The 17,473-nt window shown below is 69.2% G+C and carries 14 protein-coding genes; 4 read left to right on the forward strand and 10 right to left on the reverse strand.

Annotated elements, in window-relative coordinates:
* Positions 1-115: 115 nt before the first annotated feature.
* The 4 genes from FFK22_RS00515 (at position 116) to mdoH (ending at position 6,255) form a co-directional block, all read left to right on the forward strand.
* Positions 116-1,774, forward strand: a complete 1,659-nt coding sequence (locus tag FFK22_RS00515; protein ID WP_186002235.1) for a sulfatase-like hydrolase/transferase — start codon at positions 116-118, stop codon at positions 1,772-1,774.
* A 335-nt stretch (positions 1,775-2,109) separates the two neighbouring features.
* Positions 2,110-3,642, forward strand: a complete 1,533-nt coding sequence (locus FFK22_RS00520; protein ID WP_221938279.1) for a glucan biosynthesis protein — start codon at positions 2,110-2,112, stop codon at positions 3,640-3,642.
* A gap of 20 nt (positions 3,643-3,662) precedes the next feature.
* Positions 3,663-4,151: a hypothetical protein gene (locus tag FFK22_RS00525; RefSeq protein ID WP_138887666.1), complete on the forward strand. Its 489-nt coding sequence runs from the start codon at positions 3,663-3,665 to the stop codon at positions 4,149-4,151.
* Between the two features lie 22 nt (positions 4,152-4,173).
* The gene (gene mdoH / locus FFK22_RS00530; protein ID WP_138887665.1) at positions 4,174-6,255 is read left to right on the forward strand and encodes a glucans biosynthesis glucosyltransferase MdoH; all 2,082 of its coding nucleotides are present in this window, start codon (positions 4,174-4,176) and stop codon (positions 6,253-6,255) included.
* A gap of 172 nt (positions 6,256-6,427) precedes the next feature.
* Here the strand turns inward: mdoH and FFK22_RS00535 are convergent, their stop codons facing one another.
* The 10 genes from FFK22_RS00535 to FFK22_RS00580 all read right to left on the reverse strand — a co-directional run bounded on the left by FFK22_RS00535 (position 6,428) and on the right by FFK22_RS00580 (position 17,453).
* Positions 6,428-8,329 carry a DUF2264 domain-containing protein gene (locus FFK22_RS00535; protein ID WP_138887664.1) on the reverse strand — a complete coding sequence of 634 codons (1,902 nt, stop codon included), beginning with the start codon at positions 8,327-8,329 and terminating at the stop codon, positions 6,428-6,430.
* Positions 8,326-8,967 carry a ThuA domain-containing protein gene (locus tag FFK22_RS00540; protein ID WP_138887663.1) on the reverse strand — a complete coding sequence of 214 codons (642 nt, stop codon included), beginning with the start codon at positions 8,965-8,967 and terminating at the stop codon, positions 8,326-8,328. The genes FFK22_RS00535 and FFK22_RS00540 overlap by 4 nt, the downstream gene beginning before the upstream one ends.
* Positions 8,968-9,055: 88 nt before the next feature.
* Positions 9,056-10,351, reverse strand: coding sequence for an ABC transporter substrate-binding protein (locus FFK22_RS00545; RefSeq protein WP_138887662.1), 1,296 nt, complete (start codon positions 10,349-10,351; stop codon positions 9,056-9,058).
* 178 nt (positions 10,352-10,529) lie between these two features.
* Entirely contained in the window at positions 10,530-11,519 is a 990-nt protein-coding gene (locus tag FFK22_RS00550; protein ID WP_221938280.1) for an amino acid ABC transporter permease, read from the reverse strand.
* A gap of 4 nt (positions 11,520-11,523) precedes the next feature.
* Positions 11,524-12,357 (reverse strand): transporter substrate-binding domain-containing protein, encoded by an 834-nt coding sequence (locus FFK22_RS00555; protein ID WP_138887661.1) that lies wholly within the window; start codon positions 12,355-12,357, stop codon positions 11,524-11,526.
* A 99-nt stretch (positions 12,358-12,456) separates the two neighbouring features.
* The gene (locus FFK22_RS00560; protein ID WP_138887660.1) at positions 12,457-13,203 is read right to left on the reverse strand and encodes an ABC transporter permease; all 747 of its coding nucleotides are present in this window, start codon (positions 13,201-13,203) and stop codon (positions 12,457-12,459) included.
* A 3-nt stretch (positions 13,204-13,206) separates the two neighbouring features.
* Positions 13,207-13,920: an ABC transporter permease gene (locus tag FFK22_RS00565; protein WP_138887659.1), complete on the reverse strand. Its 714-nt coding sequence runs from the start codon at positions 13,918-13,920 to the stop codon at positions 13,207-13,209.
* Positions 13,921-13,930: 10 nt separating this feature from the next.
* Entirely contained in the window at positions 13,931-14,707 is a 777-nt protein-coding gene (locus FFK22_RS00570; RefSeq protein ID WP_138887658.1) for a transporter substrate-binding domain-containing protein, read from the reverse strand.
* A 42-nt stretch (positions 14,708-14,749) separates the two neighbouring features.
* Complete coding sequence (locus FFK22_RS00575) at positions 14,750-15,790, reverse strand: succinylglutamate desuccinylase/aspartoacylase family protein (protein WP_138887657.1); 1,041 nt, start codon at positions 15,788-15,790, stop codon at positions 14,750-14,752.
* A 34-nt stretch (positions 15,791-15,824) separates the two neighbouring features.
* The gene (locus FFK22_RS00580; protein WP_138887656.1) at positions 15,825-17,453 is read right to left on the reverse strand and encodes an NAD(P)/FAD-dependent oxidoreductase; all 1,629 of its coding nucleotides are present in this window, start codon (positions 17,451-17,453) and stop codon (positions 15,825-15,827) included.
* Positions 17,454-17,473: the final 20 nt, after the last annotated feature.

Genomic DNA, 17,473 nt, shown 5'->3' on the forward strand with positions numbered 1-17,473 from the left:
ACGGTCGAATCTCGGTCTGGTTATCGCGCCGATACCGGTCCGGCACCAGGGTGTATTCCGAGATTGCGGAGAATTCATCCGATCGCCACGGGAAGCTGTGCCATCGTCTCGCCCCATGGCCGCCACCGACACCACCCTGCCCCGCCCCCGCACCCGCTTCACCCCGCTTTTGGGCGGGCTGCGCCTGGCCGTGGCGCTGCTGTGGCTGGTGCTGCTGCTGGGCGTGCCGTCGGCCCCGGATGGCTGGCAGATCTACGGCCTGGCCTCGGTCCCGGTCGAGCTTGCGGTGCTGGTCGCCGCCCTGGTCCTGTCGCCGCCGCTGCGGCGGTCGCGCGGCTTCGCCGGCATCCTCGGCGGCCTCGGCCTGCTGGTCGCCGCGATCAAGCTGGCCGACCTCGTCACCCAACTCTCCTTCGGCCGGCCGGTCAGCCTCTATGTCGACCGGCTGCTGCTGGTCAACGGCATGCATCTGGCGAACGGGGTGCTCGGCGCCGTCGGCCTGATCGGCATCGCCCTGGGGGCGGCAGTCGCCGGCTGGTGCATCTGGCGGGCGACGGCCCGGTCGGTGCGGCAGGTGCAGCAAGCCCTCAGTGCCTCCACCACCGGGCGCGGCGTCGCCGGCGGCCTGGCGGCGCTGGCCATCCTGGTCTTCGCCGTCGGCCAGGCCGTGCCCGATGCCTATGGTCCGGCCCGCCCGATGAACGACACCGCCAGCTTCATGGTCGCCGACCAGATCCGCCGCCTGGTCCCGGCCCTCTTCATGGAGAGCCGGTTCCGGGCCGAGGAGGCGGTGGACCCGCTGGTCGGCGGGGTGTCCAGGACGCCGCTGGGCGGGCTGGGTGGCGCCGACGTCACCGTCGTCTTCCTCGAATCCTATGGCCGCAGCGCGCTGGAGGATTCCCGCTTCGACACCCTGCCCAAGGCGGCGCTGGCCGAGATGGCGCCGAAGCTGGCCGCCGCCGGGGTGTACACCGCTTCCGGCTGGCTGGCTTCGCCGACCCGCGGCGGCCAGTCCTGGCTGGCGCACGCGACTCTGGCCAGCGGCATGCAGATCGACGACCAGATGCGCTACGATCTGCTGGTCACCGGCAAGCGCATGACCCTGACCCGCCTGTTCGCCAAGGCCGGCTACCACACCGGGCTGATCGCCCCGGCGATCACCGCCCGCGAGCCCGAGGCGAAGCGCTTCTTCGGCTTCGACCAGACGATGTTCGCCGACGATCTCGGCTATGCCGGCCCGCCCTTCGGCTGGGTGACGATGCCGGACCAGTACACGCTGGCCGCCTATGACCGCTGGCGGCAGCAGCAGCCGAAGCCCCTGTTCAGCGAGGTCGTGCTGGTGTCCAGCCACGCGCCCTGGACCCCGGTGCCGACCCTGGTCGACGACTGGGGCAGGATCGGCGACGGCAGCCTGTACAAGAGCCTGCCGGCCAGCGGTGGCACGCCGGAGGAGGTGTGGAGCGACCCGGACCGAATCCGCGACCAGTACGGCCAGTCCATGGCCTATTCGCTGCGCTCGGTGCTGGACTACGCCGCCCGTGTCATGGGCGACCACACGCTGATGGTAGTGCTGGGCGACCACCAGCCGGCGCCGATCGTGACCGGGCCTGGCACGCCGCGCGACGTGCCGGTGCATGTCTTCAGCCGCGACCCCGACTTGGTGGCCCGGTTCCACGACTGGGGCTTCGTCGACGGGCTCAATCCGCCGGAGACCGGCCCGGTGGCGCCAATGTCGACGTTTCGGGACGCGTTCGCCAGATCCTTCTCCCCGTAGAAGCGAGCCAATTGCGCATGTCAATCTGTGAAAATGCAGGGCTGTACCTGCCGCTGCGCCTGGGTTCGCCCGCTGTTGCGCTGCACACAGAGCGGCTAGGGTAGCGTCGGAACAAATTCACGAAGGTAGCGTTGATCCGACGATCCCTGCAGGCGGCGCCGCCAGAAGCGTTGCGGCTGGGGCTGGGGGTTGTGAGGGTTTGGGCCGCGCGGCGCAGCGGCTGCCGCGTGCGGTGGCGGTCGTCCAGGAACCGCCACAATCGCGATGAATTGTGCCAGCATGTTGCAGTGCAAAAATCCGGTGGTGACGTGGGGCTGACCAGACGCCAGATCTTGATGGGAACGACCGCGCTGGCGGCGTCTTCGCTGTTCGCGCCCGGCCGTCCTGCCATCGCTGCCCCCAGCCTGGGCGAGACCACGCCGTTCAGCATGACCTGGCTGATCGACCGGGCCAAGACCGTGTCGCAGGCGCCCTTCGTGCCGCCCGACGAGAAGCTGCCGGCGGAGATCACCCAGCTCAGCTATGACCAGCATCGGGCGATCCGCTTCCTGCCTGAACAGGCACTGTGGCGGCCGGAGAACCTGCCGTTCCAGATGCAGTTCTTCCATCTCGGCGCTCTGTTCGACAAGCCGGTCCACATCTTCCAGGTCGACGGCTATCAGGCGCGCGAGGTGCTGTACCGACAGGACCTGTTCGACCTGGGCGGCAACACATTCCCCGACACCCCGTCGGACCATCTCGGCTTTGCCGGCTTCCGGCTGCACTACGCGATCAACCGGCCGGAATTCCTGGACGAGATCGCGGTGTTCCTGGCCGCCAGCTATTTCCGCTGCCTGGGCCAGAAGAACATCTACGGCCTGTCCGCCCGCGGTCTGGCGATCGACACCGGGTCGACCCGCGGCGAGGAGTTCCCGCTTTTCCGCCAGTTCTGGGTCGAGACCCCGGCGCCCGATGCCAAGCAGATCCGGCTCTATGCCCTGCTCGACAGCCCTGGCGTCAGCGGCGCCTACAGCTTCCTGATCAAGCCGGGCGAAATCACCACGGTCGACATCGAGGCGACTCTGTATCCCCGCCATGCCATCGAGAAGTTCGGCATCGCGCCGCTGACCAGCATGTTCCTGTACGGGCCGCAAGAGCACCGGACCTTCGACGACTTCCGGCCGGAGGTACATGACAGCGACGGGCTGTCGATGTGGTCCGGCGCCGGCGAATGGATCTGGCGGCCGCTGCGCAACCCGTCGCGGCTGCTGATCAGCTCGTTCATGGACGAGAATCCGCGCGGCTTCGGGCTGATGCAGCGCCAGCGCTCCTATGCCAGCTACCAGGACCTGGAGGCGATGTATGAGCGCCGCCCCAGCCTGTGGGTCGAGCCGCTGAGCGGCTGGGGTCCGGGCGTGGTGCAGCTGGTCGAGATTCCGACCGACGCCGAGATCCACGACAACATCGTCGCCTTCTGGGTGCCGAAGCAGCCGGTCGACGCCGGCCAGGAATGGAAGCTGTCCTACCGGCTGCACTGGGGCATGAATCCCCCGGTCAGCAGCGACCGCGGCGCCGTGGTCTCGACCCGCACCGGCGCCGGCGGCGTGTCCGGCGGCGACAGCAAATCGAGCGATACCCGCAAGTTCGTGATCGACTTCCGGGGCGGCGCGCTTGACTCTCTGCCGCAGGACGCGTCATTGGAGGCCGTGGTCACGGCTTCTGCCGGGGAAATCCAGTTCCCGGTCGCACAGCGGAATCCGGAACTCGGCGGCTGGCGGGCTTTCTTCGATCTGAAACCTGCCGGCGACGATCCTGCCGAGCTTCGGTGCTTCTTACGGCAGGGTAGCGATGCCCTGACCGAAACATGGAGTTTCCAATGGACGCCTTGACGACGCATCGGAATCGTCCCATGTCCCAAGCCGGGTCACGCACCCCGGTCAACATCAACATGCCTGACAACGTCATTGCCTTCTTCCAGGGCCTGGGATTCACCGATCCGGCCGCGCTGTCCGGCGCGATCGAGACGGCGTTCTGCGACGTCGATTCGTCGACGATGCCGGCCCCCGCCCTGCTGGACCACGCCCGCCGGCGCACCGCCGACTGGTTCGCCGTGGTGCTGAACCGCAGCGAGCGCGAGGACGACGCGATCCTGACCATCGGCCGCGCCGCCTATCTCCTGACCGACGCCGCCCGCCGCTGGCCCGAGCACTTCCTGTCCGAGGAGCCACTGCCCCAGGCGATGGAGCAGGCCCTGCGCCGGGTGTCGCCGGTGCCGGTGCCGCGCGCCAAGCCGACACCGATGCTGGACCAGCCGCTCGACCCGGTCTGGGCCGGCGAGCCGCTGAAGCGCATCTTCGGCTGGTGGTCGCCCGAGGCCGCCGAACGGCGCCCGGCCTGACGGAAAGGCGATCTCCTAGCCGATGACCGGACTCGAAGCGGCGTCCTACGCCTCCGCGGCTCGCTGGCGCCGCCTAGCCGTCTTCGGCGCGACCGGGCTTTCGACCCTGGCGGCCGCCTTCGCCCTCTACCGCTTCCTGTCGGTCGGCGGCGTCACCGGGCTGGAGCTGGCCCTGGTGGTGATGTTCGCCATCAACTTTTCCTGGATCGCGCTATCCTTCTGGACCGCCCTGCCCGGCTTCCTGACGCTGCTGCTGCGCTGGGGCCAGCCCGGCCTGGTGTGGCCGCAGGGGGCGGAGGCGGTGGCGCCGCTGCGCAGCCGCACCGCCGTGCTGATGCCGATCTACAACGAGGACACGACCGGCATCTACGCCAACCTGCAGGCGATCCATGACAGCCTGGCGCGGACCGGCCATCTCGACGCCTTCGACATCTTCATCCTGAGCGACACCACCAACCCGGACACCTGGGTGGCGGAGGAGATCGGCTGGAGCGCCCTGTGCCGCCGCACCGACGGCAGCGGCCGCATCTTCTATCGCAAGCGCCGGCACAATGTTGCCAAGAAGGCCGGCAACATCGCCGATTTCTGCACCCGCTGGGGCGCCCGCTACGATTTCATGGTGGTGCTGGACGCCGACAGCCTGATGGCGGGCGACACGCTGGTCACCATGGCCCGGCTGATGCAGGCCAACCCACGCGCCGGCATCATCCAGGCGCCGCCGCTGGTGGTGAACCGCAACACGCTGTGGGCCCGGATGCAGCAATTCGCCGGCGCGCTGTACGGCCCGATCGTCGGCGCCGGCCTGGCCTTCTGGCAGCTCGGCGACGGCAATTACTGGGGCCACAACGCGATCATCCGCACCCGCGCCTTCATCGAGAGCTGCGGCCTGCCGATCCTGTCGGGCCGCCCGCCCTTCGGCGGCCACATCCTGTCGCACGACTTCGTCGAGGCGGCGCTGATCCGGCGCAACGGCTGGACCGCCTGGCTGGTGCCGGAGCTCGGCGGCAGCTACGAGGAATGCCCGCCGACGATGATCGATCACGCCAAGCGCGACCGGCGCTGGTGCCAGGGCAACATGCAGCATCTGCGCGTCCTGGTGGCGCGCGGGCTGCATCCCCTCTCGCGCCAGCACATGGCGATGGGGGTTATGAGCTACGTCTCCTCGCCGCTGTGGCTGATCTTCATCTGCGTCGGCATGCTGACGGCGCTGGAGCACAAGCTGGAGATCCCGGTCTATTTCCCGCAGGGCGAGGCGCTGTTCCCGGTCTGGCCGGTGCAGGACCAGACGCTGGCGGTGCGCCTGCTGGTCATTTCCTTCCTGATGCTGATGGCGCCGAAGATCTTCGGCTGGACGCTGCTGCTGTTCGACCGCCGCCTGGCCGCCGGCTATGGCGGCGCCTTCCGGGCGCTGCTGAGCCTGCTGTTCGAGACCTTCTTCTCGATCTTCCAGGCGCCGGTGATGATGCTGTTCCACTCCAGCTTCGTGCTGCAGGCCTTCCTCGGCCGCGATTCCGGCTGGGGCACGCAGTCGCGCGACGATCGCGGCACGACCTGGGCCGATGCGGTGCAGATGCATCGCGGGCACACCATCTTCGGCGCGGTGCTGGGCGTGGTGGCGCTGTGGATCTCGCCGTCGATGCTGGCCTGGCTGTCGCCGCTGGTGATCGGCCTGCTGCTGTCGATCCCGCTGTCGGTGATCACCTCGCGCCATTCCACAGGCGTCTGGGCCCGCAAGCTCGGCCTGCTGGTGACGCCGGAGGAGCGGCAGAAGCCGCAGATCGTGGTCGAGGCGGCGGCCCTGGGCGACCAGCTCTCCGCCACCACCCGGCCGGTCGAGGACGGGCTGGGGATGGTGATCCGCGACCCGCTGGCCAACGCCATCCACATGACGCTTCTGACCGGGTCGCCCGAGGCTGGGCGCGAGGATCCGAAGCTGGTCGAGGCGGCGCGGCGCAAGCTGACCGCCGGCGGCCCGGGCACGCTCGCCACCGGCGCCCTCAGCCGCGACGAGAAGACGGCGCTGCTGTTCGACCCCCGGTCCTTGAGCGAGTTGCACCTGACCGCCCTGGCCGGCGGCCGCCTGCAGGCCGCGCCAAGGGTCTGAGGCTAACCCTTCATCCCTTTGACCGTGGTCCTGTGCGCGTGCGGCGCAAAGTGCCGCTGCGCAGACACGGGATCTCGATGCGGTCCTGCGAGAGATCCCGGGTCTGCAGCGCATCACTGCGTGCTGCGCCGCGCCCGGGATGACGATCAGGAAATTGGAGTAGGATCTCCCCTCACCCCCACTCCGCCACCGGCTTGCTGCTCACCTCCAGGCGGGGCACGGTCGCCCAGTCGAGGATCGCGGCGTTCCAGCCGGCGGCCTCGGCGAGCGCACTGAGGTCGTCGGCCGAGGGCAACGATGCCGCCAGCGCACCCAGGTCCACGCCATAGGTCGGCCGCGCCAGGGTGACCAGCAGCGTCTCGCCGGCGCCGATCCGGCCGACCAGGGCCGGCACCGAGGCCTGCGGGAACACCAGATGGGTGTTCGGCGCCACATCCGCCTCGACCGCGCGGCGCAGCCCGCCGAGATCGGCCAGGCTGGAGGCGTGGCCGTCGGCGACCGCGATGGTCAGGCCCTGCGGCCCCGGAGCCCGGATGTCGAAGGCCTGCTTCAGCTTGCCCCGGGTGCGGCTGTGCGCCGGCACCGCGTGGCCGCTCTCGATCACCGCCAGCGGCGCATCGGCGGCGATGCGGTGCAGCCGCAGCTCCCAGTCGCCGGCGAAGCCCTGCAGCGTCGTCACCTTGACCCCGGCCATGGGCTGCCAGACGGTCTCGATCCAGCCGTCGCCGACGCGGGAGGCGGTGAGCGCGCCGCGGGCCCGGAACTCCTGCCCGTCGCGGCTGACCGCCAGGATGTTGTCGCCGCAGAAGCCGTGCCCCAGCCAGCGGTCGCCCTCGACCGCCAGGCCGAAGCGCGAGGAATAGGCCAGCTTGCCGTATTTATCGACCGAGCCGCGCATCTCCATGCGCACGGGGCCGGCCGGCAGCGCCACCACGTCGCCGCCGCTGCGCCGCACCACCATCGAGGCGCCGCGCAACGTGGCGGTGCCGTCCGGCGCGTCGAGATCCTCCTCCCGCGCCGTCCAGAACGGGTGGCTGTCCGGCAGGGCCAGCGGCAGGAAGGCCTTGAACGCCCAGTAGGGCGAGCCGGGGGAGTTGTACTCCTCGCTCATCAGGTAGTTCGGCCAGCGATAGCCGACCGGCAGGCGGCCGGCGGCGTCGAGGATAGGCTGCTGCATCCACCAGCGGATCTGCCGGGCCCACAAGCCGCGGATCTGGCCCCAGGGCAGCGCCTCGACCCCGGCATAGGCCAAGGCACCCCAGAACCCGGCCATGGCGAAGCGGTAGGTCAGCGACCGGCCGATCGCCAGCGCCGCGCCGTCGGCCCCGAACCAATGGCCGAAGCCCTGGGCGAAGGCTGTGGCGCGGTCGCGATAGGCCTGCGCCCGCGCCGGGTCCTGCTCCGCCCGATGGGTGGCGTAGATCAGCCCGTAGAAATGCAGCGCGAAGCCGTTGTAGTGGTCGATCCAGCCGCCCTCGCCATCGCCGTACCAGCCCTCGGCGCCGATGAACGCATCGATCCGGGCCAGGTGGCGGTCGCGCGAGGCGGTGTCGATGGCGACGCCCACCCGCTCCAGCCCCAGCCCGGCCATGACCGGGAAGAAGTGCCAGTTGTTGTCGGCCATCTGCACCGACTGGATGCCGCCGAGCCATTCGGCCGCCCGGCGCTTCGCCGCGTCCGGCAGCGGGTCCCACAGCTTGTCCGGCGCCAGCGCCAGGGCGAAGCCGAGCGCCGCCATCTCGACCGAGCGCTGGTCCATGTCGGTGACCGCCTCCCAGTACTCCGGATGGTCGGGGTCGCTGCCGCTGGCCAGGCCTTCGCGGAACTTGTCCCAGAAGTCGAAGCCGCCGCCGCCGGCATGCAGCGGCGCCAGGCCCCAGAGCGGCCGGGCATAGCCCTCGAACCACTGCGCCTTGCGGTTGAAATGGGCGGAGTCCAGGCCCAGGCGGATCTGGGCGCGGCCGGCGCTGAAGCCGGATTCGAGGGGCGCGGTCAGGTCGCGCAGCAGGCGCTGGACGTCGGCCCGGTTGGCCAGCGGATTGGCGCGGATGCGGTCGGCGGTCGTATCGGTCATCGGGATGCCCAGAGCAGGCCGCGGCGCAGGATCTCGCGCATCTGCGGGTGTTCGAACTCGCGCACCACATGGCCCAGCGCGGTGTAGAACACCCGCCCGGCGCCATAGTGCTTCTTGTAGACGACCGGCATGGTGACGCCGTCGATCCAGGGAGCGTGCTCGCCCGAGAAGGTGGTGGTGGCCAGCACCTCCACCGCCGGGTCGACATGCAGAAAATACTGTTCCGACCGGTAGTCGAAGTCGCCGATCCCGTCCATGACCGGGTCGTCCGGCCGGGTGACCTCGACCCGGAACGGGATGATGCCGCCGGGATGCGCCACCCATTGGCAGCCGGCCATGAAGTGGAAGCCCACCGCCTCGCGGAACGACCCGGCCAGGCCGCCGTGATAGCCGGCGATCCCCACCCCGCCCTGGACCGCGGCCAGCAGGTTGTCGAGCGGCTCCTTGCCGATGGCGGCGCGGGTGATACACGGCACGATCAGGTCCATCTCGCGCACGGCGGGGTCGGCGAAGGCGTCGATGTCGCCCTCGACCCGGACCTCGAAGCCCTCGTCCCGCAGCATCGCGGCGACATAAGCGGCGCCCGGCTCGGGCTCATGCCCCTCCCAGCCGCCCCAGACGATCATGGCGCGTTTCATCGCAATCCTCTCAAGCTCCGGAACCGGCGTTCGTCATCGCCGGCGCATCTGGGTCCTTGGTGGCGATCGATCATGCGCCCCGGGTCGACTAGGGCTTGATGATGGCGTTCCCTTGCTCGACCAGCTGCTGCGCCGCCTGGTCGATCGTCAGGTTGCCGAAGGCCAGCTCGTCGGAGGTGCGGCGCACGACGTTTCGGTCGAACTCCTGCGACCCCTTCGGCACCGGCGGCGGATAGGCGCTGACCTTGTCGGCCAGGAGATTGACATAGTCGACCGAGGCCCGCTCAGTCTCGTTCAGCTGGGGCAGGATCGCCTCGCGCACCTTCGGCGACATCGGCACGCCGCGCTCCACCCCCAGGATCTTGCCGGCCTCGATGTCGTTGACGAAGAAGTCGATGAAGGCCGCCGCCGCCTCGCCATTCTTCGAGGTGGCGCCGATGCTCCAGATCAGCGCCGGCCGGTAGTAGTGGCCGGACGGCGCGCCGCCGCCGGCCTGCGGCACCATGGTGATGCCGAGCTTGTTCGGCATCACCGCCTGGTAGCCGACCAGCTGGTTCGAATAGGTGAAGCCCATCGCCGAATTGCCCCGGCTGAGCGGGTTGGTCTCGATGATGTTCTGCTCCTGGCTCTGGACGTCGGGGGTGACGGTGCCGTTCTTGGCCCGCAGGTCCTCCCAATAGGCGTACCACTCCTTGGCGTCCTCGACGCCGAAGCCGAGCGGCCCTTCCGCCGTGAACAGCGCCTTGCCGCGCTGGCGCAGCCAGACGTCGAGCACCGAGGCGTAGCGGGCGCCGTAGGGCGCGCCCCAGAACTGGTCCTTGCCGACCGCCTTGGTCAGCTCGACCGACAGCTCGGCGAACTGGGCCCAGGTGGTCTCCGTTGTCGGCGCCGGCAGCCCCGCCTTGGTGAAGACCGCCGTGTCCCAGAACATCGAGAACGAATTCAGCCCGAGGCCGATGCCGTGGATCTTGCCGTCGACCTTGCACAGGTCGAGCACCTTGGTGCCGAAGGCCTCGACGTTGAGCGGCTTGGGGATGAACCCGTCCAGCGGCATGGTGGCACCGCGGCGGGAGTAGTCGGAGATGGTGCCCGGCTCGAGCTGGAAGATGTCGGAGATGTTGCGGCCGGCCATCTGGGTGGACAGCTTGGTCCAGTAGGCGTCGCCGCTGATCGGCTCGCCGACGATGGTCACGTCCGGCGCCTTCTGCTTGTACAGGTCGGCCACGCCCAGCGTGCGCTTGGCCCGGTCCTGCGACCCCCACCAGGTCATGCGCATCCGCGTCTCTGCGGCCCGGGCGGAGCCGGTGCCGAAGGACAGCGCCCCGACGGCGGCCCCGGCGGCAAGCGAACCCTGCAGGAACGAACGACGGTTGAAAGCCTTCATCGGTTTGCCTCCCCTTCTGGCACGGCGGCGTTCGGCCGCCACGTTATAACCGTTTGGTTACTTATTATTGATCGTCGCCCGAGGATGTCAAATGACGAATGGCAAACCAGGCACCGCCTGGCGGCGCGGTCGGATGTAACCAGTTGGATATAACTTAACGCGCGTCTCCGAACCCGACTCAGCGGGCCGAGACACCCTTGCCGAAGCGCTTCTCGATCCGCGCCTGGACCAGCTCGAACACGGCCGACATCGCCCAGTAGATCAGCGCGGCGACGATCAGCATCTCCATGTATTTGAACTCGGCCCGGCCATGGGTGCGGGCCAGGAACATGATCTCCCAGACCCCCATCACCGAGACCAGGGAGGAATCCTTGAGCATGGCGATGAACTGGTTGCCGGTCGGCGGGATGATCAGTCGCATCGCCTGGGGCAGCACCACCAGCCAGGTGACCTCGGCCGGCTTCAGCCCGAGCGACAGGGCGGCCTCGGACTGGCCGCGCGGGACCGCCAGGATGCCGGCGCGGAAGATCTCGGCCATATAGGCGCCGTAGCACAGCGACAGGGCGATGATGCCCGCCGGGATAGCGTCGATGACGAGGCCGAGCTGCGGCAGGCCGAGATAGATCAGCATGGTCTGCAGCAGCAGCGGCGTGCCGCGGAAGAAGGAGGTGTAGAAGGTGGCGATGCCGAAGGCCGGACCGCTGTCCGACAGCCTGGCCAGGGCCGCGGCCAGCGCGATCACGGTCGAGATCGCGATCGAGACGGCGCAGATGAACAGGGTCAGCGCGGCGCCCTGGATGAAGCCGTCGCGCAGCTCGAGCCCGAGCAGGATCGGCGCCCGGTCGAGCATGAAGGAATAGCTGAGGCCGAAGCTCCAGCAGAAGGCTGTGAACAGGGCCAGCAGCTCGACCCAGATGATCGTCGCCTGGGCCCGGAACGGCAGGTGCGACAGCAGCCAGAAGTTCAGAACCACCAGGGCGGCCAGGACGGCGATGACCAGCCAGGGCCCGGCCGCCTGGCCGGCCGGCAGGGCCAGCGCCGGCACGACCTCCGCCAGCCGTGCGACCAGCCCGCCATAGTCGAAGCCGGCCAGCACGGCGACGGACAGCAGGAACAGAAGCCCGCGCAGCAGCAGCGGCTGCGCCAGGGCCTCGAACAGGCGGATCACCCTGTCAGGCCGCGGGCTTGGTCAGGTCCGCCCCGTACCATTTCATCGACAGCTTGGTCAGCGTGCCGTCCTCATGCATCGCCTTGACGATCTCGGCGAGCTTGGCGGTCAGCTCCGGATCGCCCTTCTCGATCGCCACTGATAGCGGCTCGTAGAACAGCGGCGACCCCACCACCTTGATCGGGTAGCCGCTCTTGATCGCGCCCTGGATCGTCGGCAGCGCCGTCGCCACCGCGTCGAGCCGGGTGCCGTCGCCGAGCTTCAGGTCGTCCAGCGCCGGGACATCGGTGTCGTAGGACTGGATCTTGGCGTCCTTGATCACGACCTGGAACGGCGGCGCACCGGCGGCGTCGATCACCAGGTCGCCGCGCAGATAGCTCTCATAGGTCGTGGCCGCGCCGACGCCGATCTTCTTGCCCGAGGCGTCGGCCGGGGTCTTGATCGTGGTGTTGGACGAATTCACCGCCAGGGCCGCCGGCGTATAGTAGTAGATCGCCGGGAAGTCGAGCACCTCGGCTCGCGCCTTGGTCGGCGTCATCGACCCGACCGAAACGTCCCATCGCCCGGCCCATTTGCCGGAGACGATGGTCTCCCACCCCGGGGTGACGAATTCGATCGAGACGCCGAGCCGCTTGGCGATCTCGGTGCCGACATCGATGTCGAAGCCTTCGAACTGGTTGCTGGCGTTGAGCGAGGACTGCGGCGGATATTCCGGATCCGTCGACATCACCATCTTCTTGTTCTGCTGGATCCGGTCCAGCACGGCGCCGGCGAAGGCCGGGCTCGAGGACAGGACGCCCATGGCGGCAACGGCCAGGACGATGCTGCGCAGACGCATGATCGATCTCCCAGTGGCGCGGGGACGGCGCCTCTTCCGGACGTCCGCCCGGAGGAAGCCTAGTCCCGTGCCGCAGCACCGTACAGGTGATAAGCGGGATCAGCGCGCATCGAGCGGCACGGTTGCCGTGGCCGGCGCGGGACGCCCGGGTGCCGCAGCCGAGATCGCCCGCCGGTGCGTGCTGAGCCGGACCTCGAGCCAGGCGAAGGCGCGGACGATGATCCAGGTCAGGACCAGATACATCAGGGCGGCGGTGATCAGCGGCTCATAGGTGCGGAAGGTCTGCGCCCGGATGATGTTGGCCTCGCCCATCAGGTCACGCACGGTGATGGTGAAGACGATGGCGCTGGCCTTCAAGAGCAGCACCGTCTCATTGGCGAAGACCGGCAGGCTCTGGCGCAGCGCGATCGGCAGCACGATCCGCCGCATCATTAGCGCAGACCGCATGCCGACCGAGCGCGCGGCCTCGACCTCGCCGCGCGGCACCGCCTGGATGGCGCCGCGCAGCACCTCGCCGGAATAGGCGGCGGTGCTGATGCTGAGCGAGATCACGGCACACCACATCGGCTCGCGCAGGATCGGCCACAGCACGCTGTGCCGCACCGCCGGGAACTGCGCCAGGCCGTAATAGATCATGAACATCTGCACGATCAGCGGCGTGCCGCGGATGCACAGGATGAACAGGAAGGCCGGCGCCTTCAACCACCAGCGCCGCGACACCCGGGCCAGCGCCACCGGCACCGCCATGGCATTGCCGCAGACCATCGACGCCGCCACCAGAATGATGGTGACGACGACGCCGTTCAGCAGGTTGACGAGGATGCGCTGGACGAAGTCGAGATCCATGTCTCAGGACCTCCGGTAGCCGCGGCCATAGGCGCGTTCGGCCAGCTGGAACAGCCCGACCGAGACAATGGTCATCAGCAGGAAGATCAGCGCCACCACGGCGTAGAAGGTGAAGGGCATGCGCGTGGTGGCGGCGGCGGTGGCCGCGCTGCCCAGCAGGTCGCGGATCCCGACCACGCTGATCAGCGCGCTGTCCTTCAGCACCACGACCCAGAGATTGCCCAGCGCCGGCAGGGCGAAGCGCATCGCCTGGGGCAGCACCACACGGAAGAACATCACCCGCGGCGGCAGGGCCAGCGATTTCGCCGCTTCGATCTGCCCGGGCGGCACCGCCAGGATGGCGCCGCGGAACACCTCGGTCGCATAGGCGCCCGAGACGAAGCCGAGCGAGGCGACGGCGGCGGCGAAGGCGTCGATCTCCACCGTCACCCCCGGCACCACAAGGCCGATCAGCGCGCGCAGGGCGCCGGTGCCGCCGTAATAGACCAACAGGATGATCAGGATGTCCGGCACGCCGCGGATGATCGTGGTGTAGGCGTTGCCGAGCACGCGGAGCGGCCGGGGGCCGGCCAGCTTGGCCCAGGCCCCGAGCAGCCCGAGGAGCAGCCCGACCAGGTAGGAGGCGACGGCGATCTCGATCGTCACCACCGCCCCGGCCAGGAGCTGGCCGCCCCACCCCTTCTCCCCGAAGCCCAAGAGGGCGGCGAGATCCTCCATCCCCTTGGGCTCAGCTGCCGTAGATGTCGAAGCCGAAATACTTGTCGTTGATCTTCTTGTAGACGCCGTTGTCCCGGATCGCCTTGATCGCGGCCGAGAACTTCGCGCCCAGCGGGTCGCCCTTGCGCACCGCGACGCCGGCGCCGTCGCCCATCAGCGGGTCGGTGAAGGGCTTGCCCTTGATCTCGAAATCCACGCCTTCGGGCGACTTCAGGAAGCCGTCGGTCAGCGCCACCGAATCCGCCAGCAGCAGGTCGACCCGGCCGGCGATCAGGTCGAGATTGGCATTCTCCTGCGTGTCGTAGGTCTTGATCGTGACGATGCCCTTGTACTTCGCTTCGATGTAGCTGGCATGAATGGTCGAGACCTGGACGCCGACGGTCTTGCCCTTCAGCCCGTCCGGCGAAATGTCGACGGTCTCGCTCTTCGGGCCGATGAAGATGGCCGGGGAGTTGTAGTATTTGTCGCTGAAGTCGACGACCTGCTTGCGCTCATCGGTGATCGACATCGAAGCGATGATGGCGTCGAACTTCTTCTCCTGCAGCGCCGGGATGATGCCGTCCCAGCTCTGCAGCACCCATTCGCACTTGACCTGCATCTGGGCGCAGAGCGCGTCGGCGAGGTCGATCTCGAAGCCGTTCAGCTTGCCCTGGGCGTCGACCCAGGTGAAAGGCGGGTAGGATTCCGGCGTGGTGCCGAGGCGCACCACCTCCTGCGCCGCGACGGGACCGGCGAGACCGGCCAGGGCCACCACGGCCAGGCAGGCGGAAAGGATCGGACGGTTCATGCTCTGCGCTCCCTGTTTCTTGGTTCGACGGTGTTCCGCCCCTCAGGGTTCGAGGGGCCCGGGCCTGGCGGCCGCGCTGGGCGACCGGCAGACCAGCTTCATCAGATCGTCTCCCGGGCGGGTGCGGCGATGCGCGCGGCGGGTCAGGACCACGCCCGGCTGCGGCGCCAGCACCGGCACCCCGCCCCTCTCCTCGCCCGGCCGCACCAGGATCGTCGCCAGCAGGTCGCCGGCCTCGACCCGGTCGCCCGGCCTGCGGGCGAAGGAGATCGCGCCGCCCGCCGGCGCCTTGATCATCTCGACCCAGTCGAGCGGCACGGCCGGGCCCGACCAGTCGGGCAGCGGCCCCGCATCGCCGGCGATCACGCCACGGCCAGTGAGGAAGCGGAACAGCCCCTCGGCGTCGCTGTCGGCCAGGCCGGCATCGACGTCGCCCATGCCGCGCAGCTCGACCGTCGACACGGCGCGGCCGGCCAGATCGCCGCTGCGCAGCCAGGGCTCGAGGCAGGCGTCGTCGAAGGCCCCGCCGCCATCGCTGTCCCAGAGCAGGACCGTGTCCGCCCGCATCGCGGCGGCAAGATCGGTCATCGCCGGCCACAGCGTGGACGGGATGTAGAGATAGAGCGGCGATTCATCGTCGCAATGCAGGTCGAGAACGATCTCGGAAGGCAGTGCGAGGTGCAGCAGCCGAGCCTTCAGCCGTTCGGTCGCGGTGACCACGGCATCGTCACCCGGCAGCAGCGACGGGTCCGGCCGGTCCAGCCGTGGGAAGCCGCGGTTGAAGTTGACCCGGCTGTCGAAATCGTACCGCCCCTGGCCGGAGCCGTGCAGCCATTGCTGCTGCCCGATCGGGTTGGCCCAGGGCACGATGGTGATGTCGCCGCGGATGTCGCCCGCCGCCTCGGCCCGGCGCAGCCTGGCGCAGAGCGCGTCGATGGCGATGACGCCGGGCAACTCCTCGGCATGCAGGGCCGCCTGGAGGTAGGCGGAAGGGCCGCCGCCACGGCCGCGGAAGCGCAGCACCGGGATGCGCCATTCGAGACCCGGCATGTCGCCGGGAATCACGTCCCAGGATCGGTCCATACCTGCCCTGCCCCGTGGTCGGATGGGAGTCCGATCATGCCGCGCGCGTCAGGCGGCGTCGCTTGAAATCGGCCAGGATCTCGCGCGCCGCGTTGTGGCCGGGCGCGCCGGTGACGCCGCCGCCCGGATGGGTTCCCGATCCGCACATGTAAAGGCCGGGCACCGGCGCCCGGTAGTCGCCATGGCCCAGCACCGGCCGGGCTGAGAACATCTGGTCCAGCGACAGCGCGCCGTGGAAGATGTCGCCGCCGATCAGGCCGAAAGTCCTCTCGAGGTCGAGCGGGCTGTTGATCTGCCGGCCCAGCACCGAGGCCTTGAAGTTCGGCGCCCAGGCATCAACCGTGTCGATGATCAGGTCGGCCGCCGCCTCGCGATGGTCATCCCAGCTGGCCCCGTCCGGCAGCTTCGGGTCGAAATGCTGGCAGAACAGGCTGGCGACGTGCTGGCCGGGCGGGGCCAGCGTGTCGTCCAGGGTCGACGGGATCAGCATCTCGACGATCGGCGTCTTCGACCAGCCGCCGGCCTTGGCGTCGAGATAGGCCTTGTCCATGTAGTCCAGGCTGGGGCCGAAGATGATGCCGCTGGTGTGGTGGTCGGCCAAGCTCTTGCCGGGCAGGCAGGTGAAGTCCGGCAGCTCCGACAGCGCCACATTCATGCGGAAGGTGGCGGAGCCGCATTTGAAGCGGTCCATGCGCTCGCGGAAATCCTGCGGCAGCGCCGCCGGGTCGACCAGCTTGCCGTAGAGCAGCTTCGGATTGAGGTTGGAGACGATGCAGCCGGCGCGGACGATGTCGCCGGCCTCGGTCACCACGCCGACGGCGCGGCCGCCCTCGACGATCACCTCGCGCACCGCGGCGTCGGTGCGGATCACGGCACCGCGCGACGCCGCCGACTTGGCCATCGCCTGGGTGATTGCGCCCATGCCGCCGATGGCATGGCCCCAGATGCCCTTCTTGCCGTTGACCTCGCCGAAGACGTGGTGCAGCAGGACATAGCCGGTGCCGGCATGGCTGGGGCTGGCATAGTTGCCGACAATGCTGTCGAAGCCGAACAGCGCCTGCACCACCGGCGTCTCGAACCAGCCCTCCAGGATGTCCGTCGCCGATTTGGTGAACAGGTCCAGCAGGTCGCGCCGCATCACCATGTCGAGCTTGCGCAGCCGGTTGCCCAGCGACCCGGCCCGCATCAGCTCCGGCAGCGCCGCCGACCAGCCGCCGACGGCGACGTTGGGCGGGGTGCGCAGCACGATGTCGCGCAGCACGTCGGCGATCGCGTCCAGCCGGTCGCCATAGGCATCGTAGCGCTCGGCGTCGCGGGCCGAGAAGCGGGCGATCTCCGCCTTGGTCCGGCCCGGCCCGGCCAGCAGGTAGCGGTGATCGTCGACCGGCAGGAAGTTGGACAGCCTCCGCTCCACCACCTTCAGCCCGTGGCCCGGCAGGTCGAGGTCGCGGATCACCTTCGGGTTCAGCAGGCTGACTGTGTAGGAGGCGACGGAGTTGCGGAAGCCGGGATGGAACTCCTCGGTCACTGCGGCGCCGCCGACGACGCGGCGCCGCTCCAGCACCGTCACCTTCAGCCCGGCGGCCGCCAGATAGGCGGCGCAGACAAGGCCGTTATGGCCCCCGCCGATGATCGCGACGTCGAAGACCTGTGTGTTCGCCATGAAGATCCGCCCGGCCCTGT

Source organism: Mycobacterium sp. KBS0706 (genome assembly GCF_005938675.2).
Lineage (GTDB): Bacteria > Pseudomonadota > Alphaproteobacteria > DSM-16000 > Inquilinaceae > Inquilinus.

What these genes read in the sequence shown, in the direction of transcription:
- FFK22_RS00515 (WP_186002235.1), top strand. Translation starts at nt 116, where the DNA reads ATGGCCGCCACCGACACCACCCTGCCCCGCCCCCGCACCCGCTTCACC.
- FFK22_RS00540 (WP_138887663.1), bottom strand. Translation starts at nt 8,967, where the DNA reads ATGAAACGCGCCATGATCGTCTGGGGCGGCTGGGAGGGGCATGAGCCC.
- FFK22_RS00575 (WP_138887657.1), bottom strand. Translation starts at nt 15,790, where the DNA reads ATGGACCGATCCTGGGACGTGATTCCCGGCGACATGCCGGGTCTCGAA.
- FFK22_RS00555 (WP_138887661.1), bottom strand. Translation starts at nt 12,357, where the DNA reads ATGCGTCTGCGCAGCATCGTCCTGGCCGTTGCCGCCATGGGCGTCCTG.
- FFK22_RS00535 (WP_138887664.1), bottom strand. Translation starts at nt 8,329, where the DNA reads ATGACCGATACGACCGCCGACCGCATCCGCGCCAATCCGCTGGCCAAC.
- mdoH (WP_138887665.1), top strand. Translation starts at nt 4,174, where the DNA reads ATGACCGGACTCGAAGCGGCGTCCTACGCCTCCGCGGCTCGCTGGCGC.
- FFK22_RS00570 (WP_138887658.1), bottom strand. Translation starts at nt 14,707, where the DNA reads ATGAACCGTCCGATCCTTTCCGCCTGCCTGGCCGTGGTGGCCCTGGCC.
- FFK22_RS00520 (WP_221938279.1), top strand. Translation starts at nt 2,110, where the DNA reads ATGGGAACGACCGCGCTGGCGGCGTCTTCGCTGTTCGCGCCCGGCCGT.
- FFK22_RS00560 (WP_138887660.1), bottom strand. Translation starts at nt 13,203, where the DNA reads ATGGATCTCGACTTCGTCCAGCGCATCCTCGTCAACCTGCTGAACGGC.
- FFK22_RS00565 (WP_138887659.1), bottom strand. Translation starts at nt 13,920, where the DNA reads ATGGAGGATCTCGCCGCCCTCTTGGGCTTCGGGGAGAAGGGGTGGGGC.
- FFK22_RS00545 (WP_138887662.1), bottom strand. Translation starts at nt 10,351, where the DNA reads ATGAAGGCTTTCAACCGTCGTTCGTTCCTGCAGGGTTCGCTTGCCGCC.
- FFK22_RS00580 (WP_138887656.1), bottom strand. Translation starts at nt 17,453, where the DNA reads ATGGCGAACACACAGGTCTTCGACGTCGCGATCATCGGCGGGGGCCAT.
- FFK22_RS00525 (WP_138887666.1), top strand. Translation starts at nt 3,663, where the DNA reads ATGTCCCAAGCCGGGTCACGCACCCCGGTCAACATCAACATGCCTGAC.